This is a genomic window from Dactylosporangium sp. CA-152071 (assembly GCF_050936335.1).
In the GTDB taxonomy this organism is placed as follows: Bacteria; Actinomycetota; Actinomycetes; order Mycobacteriales; family Micromonosporaceae; genus Dactylosporangium; species Dactylosporangium maewongense.
Genome location: NZ_JBNJMZ010000001.1, coordinates 3036082 through 3053741, shown reverse-complemented (window position 1 = coordinate 3053741; position 17660 = coordinate 3036082). Strand labels below are relative to the sequence as shown.

Sequence of the window (17660 nt, the reverse complement as noted above, 5' to 3'; positions counted from 1 at the left end):
GCGGAGGTGCGGGGGCGGTCAGGTGCGATGGACGGAAACGCTCGCCAGCGGCCTGCTCGAAGTGGCGCCCGACGCGATCGTGGTGGCCGACGGCGACGGCTGGATCGTGTTCGCCAACGCCGCCGCCCGGGCGATGTTCGGCACCGACGACCTGGTCGGTGCCTCCGTCGACGTGCTCGTGCCGCCCGCCACGCCGACGATGACCGAGCGGGTCCGCGCGTACCTCGGGGCCGTCCAACCCGACCGCCGCCAGGGGCAGCCGCTGCGGGCGGTCCGTCACGACGGCACCCAGTTCTCGGCCGAGGTCGTCCTCTCCGTCGTCGAGGGCCACATCTTCGCCGTCCTGCACGATCTCAGCGCCGCGACCGGCGTGGACCGGGCCCGGTCGCTGCTCGCCTCGATCGTCCAGTCGTCGCACGACGCGATCGTCTCCACCAACCTCGACGGCATCATCCTGTCCTGGAACCCGGGCGCCGAGCGGCTCTACGGCTACACCGCCGGGCAGATGCTCGGCCGGTCGAAGGACCTCATCATCCCGCCGGCGCGCCAGGCCGACGAGGCCGAGATCCGCTCGATCGTCGCCGCCGGCGGGCGCGTCGACCCGTACCGGACGCTGCGGCTGCGCGCCGACGGCTCGCTCTTCACCGTGTCGATGCTCGTGTCGCCCCTCGAGGCGGGCGACGGCCGCACCATCGGCGTCACCACCACCACCCGCGACATCAGCGAGCGCGAACGCGCCGAGGCCCAGATGCAGGCGGTCATCGACGCGGGCCCCGACGCGCTCATCGGCGTCGACGAGCGCGACCGGGTCGCCCTGGTCAACACCCAGGCGGAGCGGTTGTTCGGCCAGCCCCGCTACGACATGCTCGACGTGCCGGTCACCCGCCTGCTGCCGGAGGGGGAGCGCGCCGACGGCTGGGCCGGCCCGGTCGCCCGCCGCCGCGACGGCACCCTCGTGCCCGTCGACATCACCCGCAGCGTCCTGCCCACCGACGAGGGCGTCATCACGCTCGCCGGCATCCGCGACGTCACCGAGCAGATCGCCGCCCGCGCCGAGCAGGAGCGCCTCCGGGCCGAGGCCGACCGGCAGATGGACGAGGTCCGCCTGCAGCGCACCCAGCGCCTGGAGAGCCTCGGGCAGCTCGCCGGCGGTGTCGCGCACGACTTCAACAACCTGCTCGCCGTCATCCTCAACTACGCCGAGTTCATCGTCGAGGACGGCGCCGGCACTCCGTTCGAGGAGGACGCGAAGCAGATCCTGCGGGCCGGCCAGCGCGGCAGCGAGCTCACCCACCAGCTGCTGGCCTTCGCCCGGCGGGAGGTGATCCGGCCGGTGCCGCTGGACGTCAACCGGGTCATCGCCGAGATCGAGCAGATGCTGACCCGCTCCATCGGCGAGCACATCGAGCTCGGCACCGCCCTGTCCGACCACCTCCCCGCCGTCGTCGCCGACCCCGGCCAGCTGGAGCAGGTCCTGGTCAACCTCGCCGTCAACGCCCGCGACGCCATGCCCGAGGGCGGCCGGCTCACCATCGACACCGGCACCGTCACCGTCGACGGCGATCACTCGCTGACCCGCGACGGCTTCAAGCCCGGCCTGTACGTGCGGCTCCGCGTCTCCGACACCGGCACCGGCATGCCCCGCGACGTGCAGGACAAGGCGTTCGAGCCCTTCTTCACGACCAAGCCCAGCGGCGCCGGGACCGGCCTGGGCCTGGCCACCGTCTACGGGATCGTCGTGCAGGCCGGCGGCACCGTCCGCCTGTACTCCGAACCGGGCCTCGGCACGACCATCACCATCCTGCTGCCCGCCAGCGACGCCGAGCCGCTCGACGCCGGCGAGCAGCCCTGCGCCGGCAGTCCCGCCGGCCAGGGCCAGACGGTGCTCGTCGCCGAGGACGAGGAGGCGCTGCGCGAGGTGACCACCCGCATCCTCGGCCGCGGCGGGTACACCGTGCTCGCCGCCTCCGACGGCGCCGACGCGCTCGAGGTCGCCGCCGCCCACGAGGGCCCCATCCATCTCCTGCTCAGCGACGTCGTCATGCCCGGCATGCTCGGCCGCGTCCTCGCCGAACGCCTCCGCCGGCAGCGCCCCGAGACCAGGGTGCTGTTCATGTCCGGCTACGCCCAGCCCGTCCTCACCAGCAACGGCATCCTCGACCCCGGCGTCCACCTGGTCGAGAAGCCCTTCACCGGCGCCGACCTCCTCGCCGCCGTGGCCGGACAACTCACTCCATGATTTTCGGCCGGCCTGTCGATTCGTGGTGGGCGCCGTTCGACCTGTGGTCAGGAACCGGCACCGGGCCGGTCCGCACACCGGAGGTCATCATGTCCGCGACGTTCACCACCACCGCCCGCCCCCGCACCACCACCGCCCTCGTCGTCACCGGCCTCGCCGCCACCGCCGTGGCCGGCGCCGCCACCTCGGCCGTCGCCGCCGCCGGCAACGCCGCGGGCATCAGCCTGAACGTCAGCGGCGCCCCGATCCCCGTGCCCGGCTTCGCCACCCTCACCGCGGTGTTCTCGCTGGTCGGCGTGGTCCTCGCGGTCGCCCTGTCGTACAAGGCCCGCCACCCGCGCCGCACCTTCGTCCGCACCACCGTCGTGCTCACCGTGCTGTCGCTGGTCCCGGACGCCATCGCCGACGCCACCACGGCCACGAAGGCCCTCCTGATGCTCACCCATCTCGTCGCCGCCGCCATCGTCATCCCCGCCATCGCCCGCCGCCTCTCCGCGGCGTGACCGGTCAACGCCCCACCGGAGCCGTGGCCGCGCGGCGGGCCTTTCAGCGGCCCGCCGCGGCGGCGGCCGTCCGGCGCAGGGTGGCGATCCCGACGACCATCGCGGAGCCACGCTCCGCCCCCAACCGGCGGAGCGCGGCGACGGCGACCAGCAGCGACACGGCGTACAGCGCGAACGGCACCGCGAGCTGCCCCCACCCCGGCATCAGCGCAACGCAGGCCGCGGCGGCGATCGCGTTGAGGGCGACGTAGAACCACGCCAGTCCCCGCCCCAGCCGGAACGCCCACGCCCGGTCGGCATGCAGCCCGTGACAGGCGACGCCCGTCGCGACGGCGCACAGCACCGAGGCCACGATGTCGCCGGCCCAGACCGCCGTCCCGGCGGCACGCCCGACCGTCTCACCGGCGAGGACGGCGACCGGCCCCAGCAACGGCCCCACGGCGGACACCGTGAGCACCCACAGCGCCCCGCGCAGCACCACCGACCCGACCAGTCCGGCCAGCAGTATCGACCCGCCCCGCACCTTTTTGAACACGTTCAGATCGTACCGGTCGGCCGTGGATCCGCGGGGGTGCGCAGGATCTCACCGCCGCCGATGCCCGGTCGGGCGGCCGGCGGGTCAGCGGGCGGTCAGGGCGGGCTCGGGAGCGGGGGCGGAGCGGCGGGTGGCGCGGTCCTCGACCAGGAAGCTGACCGCGGCGAGGCCCAGGCCGACCACGCCCAGGGCGATGCCCACCCAGGCGGGGGCGAGGTAGCCCCAGCCGCGGGCGATGACGAGGCCGCCGAGGGCGGCGCCGAGGCTGTTGGCGACGTTCATGGCGGACTGGTTGACCGCGGCGCCCATCAGCTGGGCGGTGGGGGCGACGCTGATCAGCCGCGACTGCATCGCCGGGCCGAGGAAGAGGCCGGTGGCGCCGATGAGGAAGGCGCCGGCGAACAGGCCCGCGGTGGAGCCGGCGACCAGGGCGAAGACCACCATCGCGGCGATGAACATGACGAACCCGCCGAGGATACTGCGGCGCAGGTCGCGGTCGGAGAAGTAGCCGCCGGCGGCGTTGCCGACGGTCATGCCGAGGCCGACGGCGACGAGGACCCACGGGACGGTGCCGGTGGGCAGGCCGGCGACGTGGGTGGTCACCGGGGCGATGTAGCTGTCGATGGCGAAGAAGCCGGCGAAGCCCAGCGCCGCGACCGCGGCGACGAGCCACACCTGCGGCGCCCGGAACGCGGCCAGCTCGGCGCGCGGCGAGCCGTCGACGGCGGCGGCGACCGCGGGCACGGTGGCGAGGACCGCGAGGAGCGTCAGGACGAACATGAGGGCGATCACCATGTACGCGGTGCGCCAGCTCGCCGTCTGGCCGAGCCTGGTGATGGCGGGGACGCCGACGAGGTTGGCCGCGGTGAGGCCGCCGAGGACGACCGCGAAGCCCTTCGCCTGGTTGCCCGGGCCCATGATGGCGGCGGCGAGCAGGCCGGCGGCGCCGAAGTAGGCGCCGTGGGGCAGTGCCGCGACGAACCGGGCGGCCAGCACCAGCTCGAACGTCGGGGCGAGCGCCGAGGCGACCGTCCCGGCCGCGAACAGCGCCAGGAGCCCCATGACGAGCCGCTTGCGTGGCACCCGCGCCGTCAGCGCCGCGATGGTGGGCGCGCCGACGACCACGCCCAAGGCGTACACGGTGATCATCCAACCGCCGTGCGCGACGGCCTTCGCGCTGGACTGCGCATAGAGCGACGGCAGCAGGTTGCGGGCGATGTCCGGCAGGAGCCCCATCGCGACGAACTCGGTGAGCCCGATGGCGAAGCCGCCGAGCGCGAGGGCGAGCAGCGCCGTCCAGCGTCGGGACGCGGTGAGGTGGTCCATGCGGGCAGTTTAGCAACGCTGTTGCGTAATAGACTGTGGTGATGGACACGCCCGGCGCGACACCCAATCGCGTGCACCTCGAGCACCTGCGGGACTACAACGAGTCGCTCGTCGTCGCGCTCGCGAGGACGCGGGCCGAGTTCGACCGGGCCGGCGTCGCCGAGGCGACCGGGCTGACCCCGCAGGCCGTGTCGAAGGTCCTCGGCCGGCTCACCGAGCAGGGCCTCGTCGAGGTGTGCGGGGTCCGCCGGCAGGGCGTCGGCAAGCCGGCCAGCATCTACCGGCTCGTGCCCGGCAGCCGCCACGCGGTCGGCGTGCACGTCGCCCGCACCACGCTGCGCACCGTGCTGACCGACCTCGCCGGCACGGTCCTCGCCTCGCGGGTCGTGCCGCTTCCCCCCGACTTCACGCCGGGCCAGCTCCTGGACGCGCTCCGGTCCTCCATGCCGGCCGGGCAGGACCTGGTCGGGGTCGGCATCGGGATGGTCGGGCCGCTCGACCACGCCGCCGGCATCGTCCGCGGCGCGCACCGGCTGCGGCACTGGCACGACGTGCCGCTGCGCCGGCTCGCGCAGGAGGCGCTCGCGCTGCCCGTACACCTGGACAAGGACGTCACCGCGGGCGTGACCGCCGAAGCGTGGCGGCGCGGACCCGCGTTCCGCGACGGCGCGCTGATCATGGTCGAGTCCGGTGTCGGCGCGGGCCTGTGGCTCGGCGGCGCCGCCTACCGGGGCGCGCACACCAACGCGGGCGAGTTCGGGCACACCGTCGTCCAGCTCGACGGGCCGCGCTGCGTCTGCGGGCGGTCGGGCTGCCTGGAGATCCTGCACGACACGGCCTTCGCGGACGGGCGCGTGGACGACGCCGCGCGGGTGCTCGCGGCGGGCATCGTCAACCTGCTGCAGACCACCGACGTCGACCACATCGTGCTCGCCGGTGCCGACCTGCTGCGGTTTCCCGAGGTGTACCGCGCCGCCACGCGCGCCGCGATCCCCGGCTCCCACTGGATGGACGTCTCGGTCACGCTCGCCGACCTCGGCGCCGACGTCATCGCGGCCGGCGCGGCCATGCAGGTCCTCGACGCCGCCTACGGCATCCCTTCAAAAATGGGTGTTCGTTCATTATTCTGAGGGCGTGATCGACCGCAGCAGCCGCACCGCCGAGCACGTCGCCGGGTTCCGGGCCCTGGAGTCGGCACGCCCGGGCGGGAGCCTGTTCCACGACCCTCTCGCGTGGCGGCTCCTCGCCCCGCGGCACCGTCCCGTCGTCGGGCTGTGCCGCCTGCCGGGGGTCCACGCGGCGCTGGTGCGCTACATCGACCGGCGCTGGTCCGGCGGCCCGCGCGCCTCGGCGGTGGTCCGCACCGCGCTCATCGACCGCTGGCTGGCGTCCGCCCTGTCCGGCGGCGCCCACCAGGTCGTGCTGCTCGGCGCGGGGTTCGACAGCCGCGCCCACCGCTTCCCCGGCGGCGCCACGTGGTTCGAGGTCGACCACCCCGCGACCCAGACCACGAAGCGGCGCCGCCTCGGCCGCCACGCCCGGCCGGGTGTCGTGTTCGCCCCGGCCGACCTCATCACCGACGACCTCGCCACGGTCCTGCGCGCCGCCGGCCTCGACCCGTCGAAGCGCACCGTGGTGATCTGGGAGGGCGTCACCAACTACCTGTCCGCCGAGGCCGTCGACGCGACCCTGCGGGCCCTCGCCACGCTGTGCCCCGCCGGCAGCACCGTCATCTTCACGTACGTCGACCGCGGCGTCCTGGACGGCACCGCACAGTTCCCGGGCGCCGCCGAGTGGCACGCCGCGGTGCGCCGGCAGGGCGAACCCTGGACGTTCGGCCTCGACCCCGCCGCCGTCCACGCCTACCTGGCCGCGCGCGGGCTCCGGCTCGAGGAGGACCTGTCGACCCGCGCGGCCGCGGCGCTGCTGCTGCCCGCGCCCCGCCGGGCCGCCGAGCCGACCGCCGAGTTCTACCGCGTCGCCCGCGCGCTGGTGGCCGGCTGATGCCGAAGGTCGACGACGCCCACTTCGCCGCCCGCCGCCGGCAGATCCTCGACGCGGCCGCCGCCTGCTTCGCCCGCGAAGGCTTCCACCGCACCTCCGTGCAGGACATCGTCCGCGAGTCGGGCGTGAGCGCCGGCCTGGTCTACCGGTACTTCACCAGCAAGGACGACATGATCGCCGCCATCGTCACCGAACGCCACGAGCAGCGCGAACGCCGTCTCCGCGAGGAGGATCCGGTCGCCGCGTACACCGACCTGCTCCGCGACCTCGGCGACCCCGCCACCCGCGACGCCCTCCGCCTCTCCCTGCAGGTCTGGGCCGAGACCGTCCGCTCCGACCGCATCCGCGACCTCGTCCGCTCCGGCGTCGACCGCCCCGCCCGCCTCCTCGCCGGCGCCGCGCTGCCGCCGGACCTCGACGCCGACTCGGTCATCAGGATCTTCATCGCCATCTATCAGGGCCTCCTCCTGCAGACCGTCCTCGACGACACCCTCGACCACGCCGCCCTGGCCGCGACCGCCGAACACCTCCTCCGCACCGCCCTCACCCCGCCACCGGAGCGCGGACCGGCAGGTGAAGGCATGATGGGATCATGACCGTTCGTGCCGCGCTGCTGCACGTCGCCGGGCTGCTCTCGCTGGTGGCGTTGGTGGTGGCGGCGGCGGTCCTCATCGGGGTGCCCGACCAGCAGCGGCTGCGAGAGGACGTCCTCGGGCTCGGATGGTGGGCGCCGGTCGCGTTCAGCATGTTGTACGCCGTGGTGTCGCTCTCGCCGTTGCCGAAGACGGTCTTCACGCTGGCCGCCGGGGCGCTCTTCGGGGTGCCGGCCGGGGTCGCGGTCGTCGTCAGCGGCGCGATGCTCGGGGCGGTGGCGGCGTTTCACCTCGGGCGGTTGCTGGGCCGCGACTCCGTGCGGTGGCTGACCGGCGGCCGCATCGACCGCCTGGACAACCTGCTGGCGGGCAACGGGCTGCGGACCATCGTGGTCGCCAGGCTGATCCCGATCGTGCCGTTCACCGCCGTCAACTACGTCGCCGGGCTGACGTCGGTGCGGCTGCGCGACTTCGTCCTCGGCACCCTCGTCGGCATCCTGCCGGCGACCACCGCGTACGTCACCGTCGGCGCCTACGGATCGCAGCCGGGCCACTGGCCGATGTGGGCGGCCCTCGCGACGCTGCTGGTGCTCACCGTCGGCGGGCTCGCCGTCGAACGCCACCGCCGCCGTCGCGCCGGCCGGGACGGCGACCGGACGCCGGTGGAGTCGCACGGCCAGGCGTGAACGCCGGCGGCGTCGCGAAGCATCGCGGGTGAGGCCGGCTGGTCAGCGCCTGCCGGCTCGTGGGGGTGGCGGATGGTTGCCGGTGGTCAGGGTCGGCCAGCCCGTGGGCCAGCGGGTCGCCACCCGGTGGTCAGGCGGTGGCGGGTCCGCGCGGTGGCGGGTGGCTGCTGGTGGCCGCCGGTGGTCAGGTGTCGGTGGGCTCGCGCAGCAGCGGGTGGGCCGCCGCGGCGACGAGGTACACCACCAGCGCGGCCGTGGTCCAGCCGGCGAGGGGCGTGCCGTGGACCTCGAAGTCCGAGGCCACGCCGGGCGCGAACGCGGCCAGCGCCGCGAGGGTCTCGAAGCGCAGCACCGCCACCGCCACGAGCGCGCCCGCGGCGACCGCGCAGGCGACCGTCCACAGGTGCGCCGGCAGCCGCCGGACGGTGCCGACGAGCGCCAGCAGCCCGATCGCGACCACGCAGGCGATGGCGAACCCGTCCAGCAGGCCGGGGATCGCATGGCCGAGCGCCGAGCGGACGGCGGCGTGCGCCCCGTCGTCGTACGTCCGCAGCATCGAGGACTCGCCGTGGGCCGCGACCCGGCCGTCGGGGAACAGGTCGACGTCGAGGCGCCGGGCCGGGTCGGTGCCGTGGTCGCCCCGGGCGGTGCTCAGGCCGTGCAGCGTGCAGGTGGCCCAGGCGCCGGTGGTGAGGCCGACCAGCGCCACGGCCGCGCCCACGACCGCGACGGCGGCGAGCGCCCGCCCGGCCCAGGCGCGCCAGATCTCCTCGGACACGATCCCCCCCCCGTACGCACGGCTCGAACCCATCGGAGGGGCCAGGTTACCGGTACATCAGCGATCGCCGCTGCCCGAGCACCGCTCGATCGGTCCGGGTGACGGGCGTGGCGGGGCTCGCCGGCGAGCTGTCCGGACCGGTCGGGGTGGCGGCCGCACCGGAGGAGGGCGCCGAGCGGGTGCCCACGACGACGGCGGCGAGGACGGCGACGGCGCCGAGCAGCTGGCCGGGGGAGAGCGACTGGTCCAGCGCGAGCCAGCCGACCACCGCCGCGACGACCGGGCTGAGCAGGCCGAGCAGCGTGACCCTGGCGGGCGCGAGGGACGTCACGCCGCGGAACCACAGGAAGTAGGCGCCCGCGGTGCCGACCAGCGAGAGGTAGCCGAAGCCTGCCGCGTTGGTCCACGTCAGTACCGGCGGAAACCCCTCGACGGCGAGCATCACCGGGGCGAGCAGGAGGCCGCCGACGGTCAGCTGCCAGCCGGTCAGCGCCAGCAGCGCCGTGCGGCGGTCCGGCAGCCCGGGCGGCGTGCCCCAGCGGCGGCCCAGCACCGTGCCCAGGGACATCGACACCATGCCGGCGGCCGCGGCGGCCAGGCCGATCGGGTCGAGGGCGGCGTCGGAGCGCAGCACCAGCAGCCCCACGCCGGCCACGCCCGCGGCGCCGGCGAGCAGGACGCGCACCGCGGGACGCTGGCCGAGCAGCCCGAACGCGAGCGCCGCCACGACGAACGGGCCGAGCGCGCCGAGCACGGCCGCGATCCCGCCGGGCAGCCGGTAGGCGGCGACGAACAGCAGGGCGAAGAACAGGCCGATGTTCAGGAACCCGAGCACGGCCGCGCGCCACCACCAGGCGCCGGACGGCAGGCCGCGGCGCCCGGCGGCGGTGGCCGCGGCCCCGACCAGCAGCAGCCCGGCGGGCAGGGCACGCAGCGTCCCGGCGAGCAGCGGACGGCCGTCGGGCAGGAACTCCGTGGTGACGAGGTAGGTGGTGCCCCACAGCGCGGGGGCGATGGCGGTCGTCGCGGCTAGGTTCCTCATGACTAAGTAGCTTAGCAGTAAGCTACTTAGAAGCAAGATGTGCGAGGATGGTGGACGTGGCAGACGACGTCGACCGGATCGTGGAGCAGTGGGCCCGCGAGCGACCGGACCTGGAGACCGAGGCGATGGCGGCGTTCGGTCGCGTGTACCGCCTGGCGAAGATCGTCGGTGACCGGCAGGAGCGGGTGTACGGAGCGCTCGGCCTCAACCGCGGCGAGTTCGACGTGCTCGCGACGCTGCGCCGGTCGGGCGAGCCGTTCCAGCTGTCGCCGAAGGCGCTGACCTCGTCGCTCATGCTGACCTCGGGCGGGATGACCGGCCGCCTCGACCGCCTCGAGCGGGCCGGGCTCGTCGCCCGCTCGCCCGACCCCGCCGACCGTCGCGGCCTCGTGGTCACGCTGACCGGCGCCGGCCGGGTGCTCGTCGACGAGGCCGTCGCCGTCGGCCTGGCCGAGCAGCGGGAGGTCTTCGAGCGGCTGCCCGAGCCGCGCCGCCGGCAGCTCTCCGCGCTGCTGCGCGAGCTTCTCTCCGCCGCCGAGGAGGGCTGACCGTCCATAAAGGACGCGATGTTTGAGCGCGTCGCGGACCGGCAACCAAGACAGTACAAGCCCTCAGTCTCCGTACTGCCCTATCGACTGCGGAGGCGAGCGGCGCCACGAACGGTGGGTCCCGGCACACGACGCCGGGGCCCACCGTCGTTTCCGTCCCACCAGGCACGCGGTGTTCTGCCGTTCCTCTGCCGTTCCGCGGCACGTGGTCTTCTGCCGCTCCGCGGCGCGTGGTTTTCTGTCGTACCCGGCACGTAGGTTCATTCGTGCCCGGTGCGTAGGCTCCGGGCGCCGGGTCGAGGAGGGTGCCGTGCTCCGGTTGGTGCTGGGTGCGCTGCGGGCGCGCACCGCGCAGGCGTGGACCGTGTTCGCGCTCGCGGTCCTGCTCGTCACCGCCGCGGCCGCCGGTCCCTGGTATGCGGCCGCCGCCGAGCGCCGCGCCGTCGCCGCCGACGTCGCGGTCGCGCCCGCTACCCAGCGCATGCTGTCGGTGCGCAGGCAGAGCGACACGGACGGCGACGCGACCGTCGCGCTCACCACGTTCCGCGCCGGTGTGGAGCGGCTCCTGACCGTCCGCGACGCCGCGCCGGTCCTCGGCATCGCCGTGTCCATGTCGTATGGCAGCGGCGGGGCGAGCGTCGTCGCCGCATACCGCGACGGCGCGTGCGAGCACATGCGCGTCGAGGGCAGCTGCCCGCAGGCGGCCGGTGAGACCGTCGTCAGCGGGGCTACCGCCGCGGCGTACAACCTCCGCATCGGCGACACGGTGCTGCTGAGCACCCAGCCCGGTGCGCCGCAGGAGCGGCTGCGCGTCGTCGGCCGCTACGAGCTCGCGGACCCCGCCGGCCTCTACTGGGCCAACCCGCTCTTCCGCCGCGACCGGTCCGTCGCCGCCGACCCGTTCTTCGTCGCCGCAGACACGTTCGCCAGCAGCCGGTTCGCCGACCCGACGTTCGACTACACGACGACCGTCCCGGCGCAGGCACTCGCCGGCGGCGACCTCGACGAGCGGCTGCGGCGCGCCGAATACACCCTGCGCTCCGGCGGCTACTACCTGGTCGCGCCGACCCAGGACCTGCTCGCCCGCATCGCCGCCGACCGGGCCGCGATCCGCCGCGGCGTGCTCACCGGCGTCCTGCAGGCGGTGATCCTGTGCTGGTTCGCGCTCGGGCTCGCCGGTCGCCACACCGCCGGTGACCGGCGCGGCGACGTCGCCCTGCTGAAGCTGCGCGGCAGCACCCGCCGCCGGACGCTGCGGCTGGCCGCCGGGCAGCACCTGGTGCCGCTGCTGGCCGCCGCACCCGCGGGACTCGGGCTGGGGCTGCTGCTGGGGCACGTTCTGGCAGGCGCCCCGCCGTCCGCGGAGACCGGCTCGGTGCTGCGCGCGAGCGGCGTCGCCGCCGGCCTGGCCCTGCTCGGGGGCGCCGCCGCCGTGCTCAGCGCCGAGCTGCCCGTGCTGCGGGCGCCGGTCGCGGCGCTGCTGCGGGAGGTGCCGGGCCGCCGGCGCGGCTGGCGGCGCGGCGCGGCCGACGCGGTGCTCGTGGTCCTCGCCGCCGTCGGCGCGTTCCAGCTGGGGCGCAACGGTTTCGCCGCCGCCGTCCCCGTGCTCGTCGCGGTGCTGCTCGCCGTGCCCCTCGCCCGGCTGCTCGGCGCCGTCGCCGATCGGGCCGGCGCGGGCGCGCTGCGCGGCGGGCGGCTGCGGCTCGGGCTCACCGCCGTGCAGGTGTCCCGCCGGCCCGGCGCCGACCGGGTCTTCGCGCTCGTCGCCGTCGCCGTCGCGGGCCTCACCGCCGCGACCGCCGCGCAGGTCTTCGGCGACACCGCCCGGGCCGACCGCAGCGGCCAGGAGCTCGGCGCCGACCGGGTGCTCACCGTGCAGGCCGCCAACCCGACGCTGCTGCTGCGGGCGGTCCGGGAGGCCGACCCGACCGGCCGGTATGCGATGGCCGCCGTCGTCGACGACACCAGCCGCCCCCGGATCCTCGCCGTGGACGCGTCCCGGCTCGCCGCCGTCGCCCGGTGGCGCACCGCGTATGGTCCGCTTCCGGCGCTTGCCGCACCGCCCGCCGGCTCCCCCGTGGCCGTGACCGCCGGACCGCTCGTCCTGCGCGCCCGCAACACCGGGGAGCGGCCGGCGGCGCTGGCCGTGCACCTCCAGGACACCGCGACCGGGGCACTGGGCACGGTCACGTTCGAGGCCGTCCCGGCCGGCGAGCACGAGGTCACCGCCGCCGTCGAAGGCTGCGCCGGGGGCTGCCGCGTCACCCGCCTCGACCTGGTCCGCGCGGCCGCCGGCGACGCGCTCACCGTCGAGGCGCTGCGGCAGGCGGACCGGGCCGTGTTCGATAGCGCCGCGCTCGGCGACCCCAGGCTGTGGCGGGCGGCGGCGAAGGGACCAGCGATGTCCGTCGTCGCCCGGCAGGGCACCCTGACGCTCGCGCAGGCGCCGGCGCCGTACCGGGGCGACAGCAGCGCCTACCCGATCGCCGCCGGCCTGCCGCTGCCCGTCGTCGTCGCCGGCGAGGCACCCGAGGCGTGGCGGCTCGGCGACCCGGCCGTCGACGTGTTCGGCAGCGGCGCCGTCCCGGTCCGCGTCGCCGGCACCACCGGCGTCCTGCCCGCCGTCGGCACCGCCGGCATCCTGCTCGACCTCGACGCCGCCCAGCGGCTCGGCACCGGCGGCACCGGCGGCCGCACCGAGGTGTGGCTCACCGCCGGCGCGCCCGCGTCGGTCGTCGCCGCCCTCACCACCGCCGGCCTCGTCGTCCTCGCCGACGACACCGTCACCGCCCGCGCCGACCGGCTGGCCGGCCAGGGCCCCGCCGTCGCCGCCCGGCTGCAGCTGGTCACCGCCGCGCTCGGCCTCCTCGCCGCCGCGACCGCGCTCGCCGTCGCGGTCGCCGTCGAACGGCGCCGGCGCCTCACCGAGCTGCGCGCCCTGCGCCGGCAGGGCCTGCCCGCCGGCATCGCCGTCACCGCCGGCCGCGCGGGCTACGCCGCCGTCCTCGTCCTCGGCGCCGCCACCGGCCTGCTCGCCGCCGTCGCCGCCCGGCTCGCCACCGGCCCGCCCCGCCGCCCGTTCGTCGACGACTGGCAGGTCATGCCGGCGCCTTCCGCCCTGCCGCCGCCGGCCCTGGCCGCCGCCGCGGCGGTCGCCCTGTGCGTCCTCGGCCTGTCCTGGTGGCTGACCGCACTCCCGCTCACCCGCCACCTCAACGCCCCCGACACCGCCCAAGGCCCGTCCCGATGACACCACCGTCGCCATCCGCCCCCCACCCCCGCCGTGCACAACCGGCGCCCGTCCCACTGCCGGCGATGTCCGCGTCTGTCGCCGGCGCGCGGCAGGGTCGTCGGGTCGGTGCCATCGGCGCTGCCATCCGTGGCCGGCATCGACGTGGTGGTGGCTTCGGCGGGTGTGGCCGGCGCGGTTCGATGGTCGCCGGTGCTGCGGGTCGTCCGCCGGTTCGGTGTTTGCCGCGGTCGATCGGGGTTTGTCGCGATGATGCCGTTGCCGCTGGGCAGGTCGCGTGCTCGCCTCGGGCGGTCGGCGACCTTCAGGCAGTTGGTGGCCCTCGCGTTGCCGGTGACCGTTGCGCTGTCGGTGGCTGGTGGCCGGTGGCGTCCGAGGTCGTGTCCGCTGCGGTGGCGTCCGCGGTGTTCGCCGTTGTGGCGGCGTCCGTGGTCTTCTCCGCTGTGGTGGCGGTCGTGGGTTTCGTTGCCGTGGCGGCTGTTGTGGGGGTGGGTGGGGTCGGGTTGGTCTGGTGGGTGGCGGGGTTGCCGGTCGGTCGTCGGGTTGATGCGTGGCACGTTGATCGGGGTTGGTCGCGATGATGTCGTTGTTGCTCGGCATGTTGCGTGCCCGTCGGGGGCAGGCGGTCACGCTCGCGCTGCTGGCGATGTTCGCGGTCGCGGCGGCCGTCGCCGCGCCCGCCTACCTCCAGGCGGTCGACCGTGCCGTGGTGGCCGGGCAGGTTGCCACGGCCAGCCCCGCCGAGCTGTCGCTGACGGTCCAGGCCACCGTCAACGAGCAGCGGGAGCCCGGCGGGGTCTCGTTCGCGGACGTCGGTGGGGCGCTGGTCGCGGTGCCCGGGTTCACGCAGGTATACGCCGAGGAGTTCGCCGCCATCGGGATCGAACCGGACCCTCGGGTGGCGTCGCGGCTGCTGTACCGGCAGGGCGTCTGCGCCCACCTGACGATCGTCACCGGCCGGTGCCTCGCCGCGGCGGGTGAGGTCGTCGTGGGGGAGCAGACCGCCCAGCGGCTGCACCTCGCCGCCGGTGATCTGATCACCCTCACGTATGCGGTGATCAGCACCGACCCGACCCGGCCCATCTACGTCGCGGACGGCGACGCCACGCCGCTGACCGTCGCCGGGACGTACCGCACGCCCGAGCCCGACGGGCAGTACTGGGGCGCCCACGGGTACTTCCGGCTCGACCACACCGCCCGCCCCGGCGAGCCGGTCTTCACCGGCGCCGAGACGATCCGCACCATGTCGCACGGGCCCAGCGACGTCTCGATCGACGCGACCGCCATCCCCGGCACGATCACCGAGGCGAGGCTGCCCGCCCTGCGCCGCGACCTCGCCGGGCTCGACGCCCGCGGGGAGAACCTCGGCCGGGCGCTCACCCTCACCACCGCGATCCCGCAGCTGCTCGACAGGATCGACCGCAGCCGCGACCTCGCCCGCCGCAGCATTCCCGTCGGTGCGGCGCCGCTGCTGCTGCTCGCGTACGCCGTCATCTTCATCGCCGCCGGGTACGGCACCGAAGGCCGGCGGCCCGAGCTCGCCGTCATCGCGCTGCGCGGCGCCCGCTGGTGGACGCGGTGGTGGCTGACCAGCGGTGAGAGCCTCGCCGCGCTCCTCGCCGGTGGGGTCGCCGGTTGCGTCGCCGGGCAACTGCTCGTCGCCGCCGTCGTCGCGTGGCGGTTCCCCGGCGTCGACACGCCGGTCCTCGGGCTCGACGCGCTGCGGTGGGCGCCGTGGGCGCTGCTCGGCGCGGTCGTGGCGATGCTGGCCGCCCAGCGCCGGCACCTCGTCAGCGGCGTCGCGGACCTGATGCGGCGGGTCCGGGCGCAGCTGACCGGGTGGCGGCTCGTCACCGCCGAGATCGTCGTCGGGCTGCTCGCCGTGACCGCCACCGCGCAGCTGTTCCTCACCGGCGGCTCGCTGTCCGGGGTCGCCCTCGCCGCGCCCGCGCTCGTGATCATCGCGCTGGCGGTCGGTGCCGCCCGTGGCGTCGTCCCGCTCGCGCGGGTCGCCGGTGACCGGGCGTTGCGCAGGGGTCGGCTCGGTGCCGCGCTCGCCGCGTTTCAGCTGGCCCGCCGCCCGGGCGCGCAGCGGCTGCTCCTGCTGCTCGTCGCGGCCGTCGGCGTGCTCGGTTACGCGGTCACCGCCGCCGACGTCGCCGCCCGCGACCGGGACCTCGCCGCGCAGATCGGCACCGGCGCGCCCCGCGTGCTCAGCGTCGCCCCGCTCACCCGCCAGCAGCTGCTGCACGCCGTCCGCGCCGCGGACCCGGCCGGTGACTACGCGATGGCCGTCGCCGAGCTGCCCGCCGGCGGCCCGGGGGAGGCACCGAAGCTCGCCGTCGACGCGACCCGCCTCGCGACCGTCGCCACCTGGCGCGACGAGTACGGCGACCTCGACGCGGCCGGTGCCGGCCGGCTGCTGCGGCCCGCCGCCCCGGCACCCGTCGTCGTCGCCGGGCAGGACGTGTCCGTCGACGTCACCGTCAAGGGCGCCGACGCGGCGAAACCGGTCGGCTTCAGCGTCGTGCTGTCGTCGGTCACCGGCCGCGGCACCGCTGTCGTCGGTTTCGGGGTGCTGCACGACGGCCCGTACACCTTCCAGCAACGCTCGGCCGTCTGCGTCGACGGGTGCCGGGTCGCGGGCCTGCACCTCACCCCCGACACGACCGCCACCGGCGTGAAGCTCACCGTCGTGCTGCGCGCCATCGGCAGCATCAACCCGGTCGCCGTCGCCGCGGGCCGGGCCGACCTCGCCGACCCGTCCCGCTGGCGCTCCGACGGTGCCACGCTCACCGCCGCGCCCGACGGGCTCCGGGTCACCCTCGACGCGCCCGAAGGCCTGCCGCGCGGCGCCTGGGTGCAGGCCGCCGACGTCCCCGCGCCGCTGCCCGTGGTGACGACCGCCGCCCTGCCCGACGGCACCGGCGTCGCGGGCCTCGACGGCCTGCCCGTCGCGGTGCGTGCCGCCGCCCGCCTCACCGCCGTGCCGCGGCTGGGCACGCGGGGGACGCTGGTCGACCTCGAGTACGCGGACCGCGCCGCAACCGACGCCGGCGAGGCGAAACGCCCCGAGGTGTGGCTCGGCGCCGCCGCCCCGCCCGACGCCGTCGCCCGGCTCACCGCGCAGGGGCTCGTCGTCACCGGCGACAACGGCGTCTCCGCGGCCCAGGCGCGGCTCGCCGCGCAGGGTCCCGCGCTCGCCGTCTGGTTCCACGTGCTGGCCGGCATCCTGGCCGTCGTCCTCGGCGCCGGTGGCCTCGCCCTCGTCATCGCCGTCGACCGCCGCGAACGCCTCGCCGACCTCGCCGCCCTGCGCGCCCAGGGCCTGAGCCGGAGGGCGGCCGCGCGGACCCAGCTGTGGACGTACCCGGTGCTGGTCGCCACCTCCGGCGTCCTCGGCCTGGCCACCGCCCTCATCGCGTGGCGGCTGACGGGCTGGGCGATGCCCGTGTTCGGGGAGGACATGCCGGGCTTACCCCTGCCGCACTGGCCGGGCCTCGTCCTCGTCCCGTCGACGTGGCTGCTCGCGGTGGCGCTGCTGACGACGGTCGCCGTCACCGCCGCCCGCCCCCGGCCCGCCGCACCCACGGTCGCCGCGTCCCGCCCCTGACCGCCCCCCTGCGCGGTCCGGGCCGCCCGCCCGCGGCCGCGTGCGTTGCCGGCTTGTCCGCGTCATGGGATGGAGTGTGCTGCCAGGACGGCCGCAGTGGCTGGTGTGTCGGTTGCTGGTCGCGCGCGTCGCAGGGTGGTCCGGTCCGCATTGTTGAGGCGGAGTGCGGTGTCAGGGCGGGTTGCCGTGGCGGGTTGCCGGATGGCCCGCGCTGTGGGGTTGGAGCGTGGTGGTGGGCGGGTTGCCGCGGCCGGTGTGTTGGTTGATGGTCGCGCGCTTCGTCGGATGTGGTGGTAGGGCTGGTCGCTGGTCGCTGGTCGCTGGCCGCTGGCCGCCGAGTGCTGGGTGCCGATCGCTTGCGTCGCCGGGTGGTCCGCATTGTGGGGTGGAGTGTGGTGGCGGGCTGCTATGGGTGGTTGCTGATCGCTGGCGTCGCCGGGTGGTCCGTGTTGTGGGGTGGAGTGTGGTGGCGGGCTGCTATGGGTGGTTGCTGATCGCTGGCGTCGCCGGGTGGTCCGCATTGTGGGGTGAGGTGCCAGGGGC

Annotated in this window: 13 protein-coding genes; 9 read left to right on the top strand and 4 right to left on the bottom strand. The window is 75.8% G+C overall.

Going from position 1 to position 17660, the window contains the following annotated elements; all coding sequences use genetic code 11:
* Positions 1-22 precede the first annotated feature (22 nt).
* A complete protein-coding gene (locus ACQEVZ_RS13495; RefSeq protein WP_433366031.1) occupies positions 23-2239 on the top strand; it encodes a PAS domain S-box protein in 2217 nt (738 codons plus the stop codon).
* An 89-nt stretch (positions 2240-2328) separates the two neighbouring features.
* A complete protein-coding gene (locus ACQEVZ_RS13490) occupies positions 2329-2742 on the top strand; it encodes a DUF6069 family protein (protein ID WP_433366028.1) in 414 nt (137 codons plus the stop codon).
* 43 nt (positions 2743-2785) lie between these two features.
* Here ACQEVZ_RS13490 and ACQEVZ_RS13485 read toward each other — a convergent pair whose 3' ends face one another.
* Both ACQEVZ_RS13485 and ACQEVZ_RS13480 read right to left on the bottom strand, forming a co-directional pair.
* Positions 2786-3277, bottom strand: a complete 492-nt coding sequence (locus ACQEVZ_RS13485; protein ID WP_433366025.1) for a hypothetical protein — start codon at positions 3275-3277, stop codon at positions 2786-2788.
* Positions 3278-3361: 84 nt separating this feature from the next.
* A complete protein-coding gene (locus tag ACQEVZ_RS13480; RefSeq protein ID WP_433366022.1) occupies positions 3362-4603 on the bottom strand; it encodes an MFS transporter in 1242 nt (413 codons plus the stop codon).
* A 41-nt stretch (positions 4604-4644) separates the two neighbouring features.
* Here ACQEVZ_RS13480 and ACQEVZ_RS13475 point away from each other — a divergent pair, with 41 nt between their 5' ends.
* From ACQEVZ_RS13475 to ACQEVZ_RS13460, 4 genes are read left to right on the top strand one after another with little or no spacing between them, the layout of a single operon-like run.
* Positions 4645-5733, top strand: a complete 1089-nt coding sequence (locus tag ACQEVZ_RS13475) for an ROK family transcriptional regulator (RefSeq protein ID WP_354904074.1) — start codon at positions 4645-4647, stop codon at positions 5731-5733.
* Between the two features lie 4 nt (positions 5734-5737).
* Positions 5738-6607 (top strand): class I SAM-dependent methyltransferase, encoded by an 870-nt coding sequence (locus tag ACQEVZ_RS13470; RefSeq protein WP_433366018.1) that lies wholly within the window; start codon positions 5738-5740, stop codon positions 6605-6607.
* On the top strand, positions 6607-7203 hold the full coding sequence (locus tag ACQEVZ_RS13465; RefSeq protein WP_433366015.1) for a TetR/AcrR family transcriptional regulator: 597 nt from the start codon (positions 6607-6609) through the stop codon (positions 7201-7203). Before ACQEVZ_RS13470 ends, ACQEVZ_RS13465 begins: the two co-directional genes overlap by 1 nt.
* A complete protein-coding gene (locus tag ACQEVZ_RS13460; RefSeq protein WP_433366012.1) occupies positions 7200-7886 on the top strand; it encodes a TVP38/TMEM64 family protein in 687 nt (228 codons plus the stop codon). Before ACQEVZ_RS13465 ends, ACQEVZ_RS13460 begins: the two co-directional genes overlap by 4 nt.
* A 184-nt stretch (positions 7887-8070) precedes the next feature.
* Here the strand turns inward: ACQEVZ_RS13460 and ACQEVZ_RS13455 are convergent, their stop codons facing one another.
* Entirely contained in the window at positions 8071-8664 is a 594-nt protein-coding gene (locus ACQEVZ_RS13455) for a hypothetical protein (RefSeq protein ID WP_433366009.1), read from the bottom strand.
* 46 nt (positions 8665-8710) lie between these two features.
* Positions 8711-9706, bottom strand: coding sequence for an EamA family transporter (locus tag ACQEVZ_RS13450; protein ID WP_360561302.1), 996 nt, complete (start codon positions 9704-9706; stop codon positions 8711-8713).
* Positions 9707-9753: 47 nt separating this feature from the next.
* Here ACQEVZ_RS13450 and ACQEVZ_RS13445 point away from each other — a divergent pair, with 47 nt between their 5' ends.
* From ACQEVZ_RS13445 to ACQEVZ_RS13435, 3 genes are all read left to right on the top strand, one after another.
* Entirely contained in the window at positions 9754-10254 is a 501-nt protein-coding gene (locus tag ACQEVZ_RS13445) for a MarR family winged helix-turn-helix transcriptional regulator (protein WP_433366006.1), read from the top strand.
* Between the two features lie 310 nt (positions 10255-10564).
* Complete coding sequence (locus ACQEVZ_RS13440) at positions 10565-13504, top strand: FtsX-like permease family protein (protein WP_433366003.1); 2940 nt, start codon at positions 10565-10567, stop codon at positions 13502-13504.
* Between the two features lie 577 nt (positions 13505-14081).
* Entirely contained in the window at positions 14082-17117 is a 3036-nt protein-coding gene (locus tag ACQEVZ_RS13435; protein WP_433366000.1) for an FtsX-like permease family protein, read from the top strand.
* Positions 17118-17660: the final 543 nt, after the last annotated feature.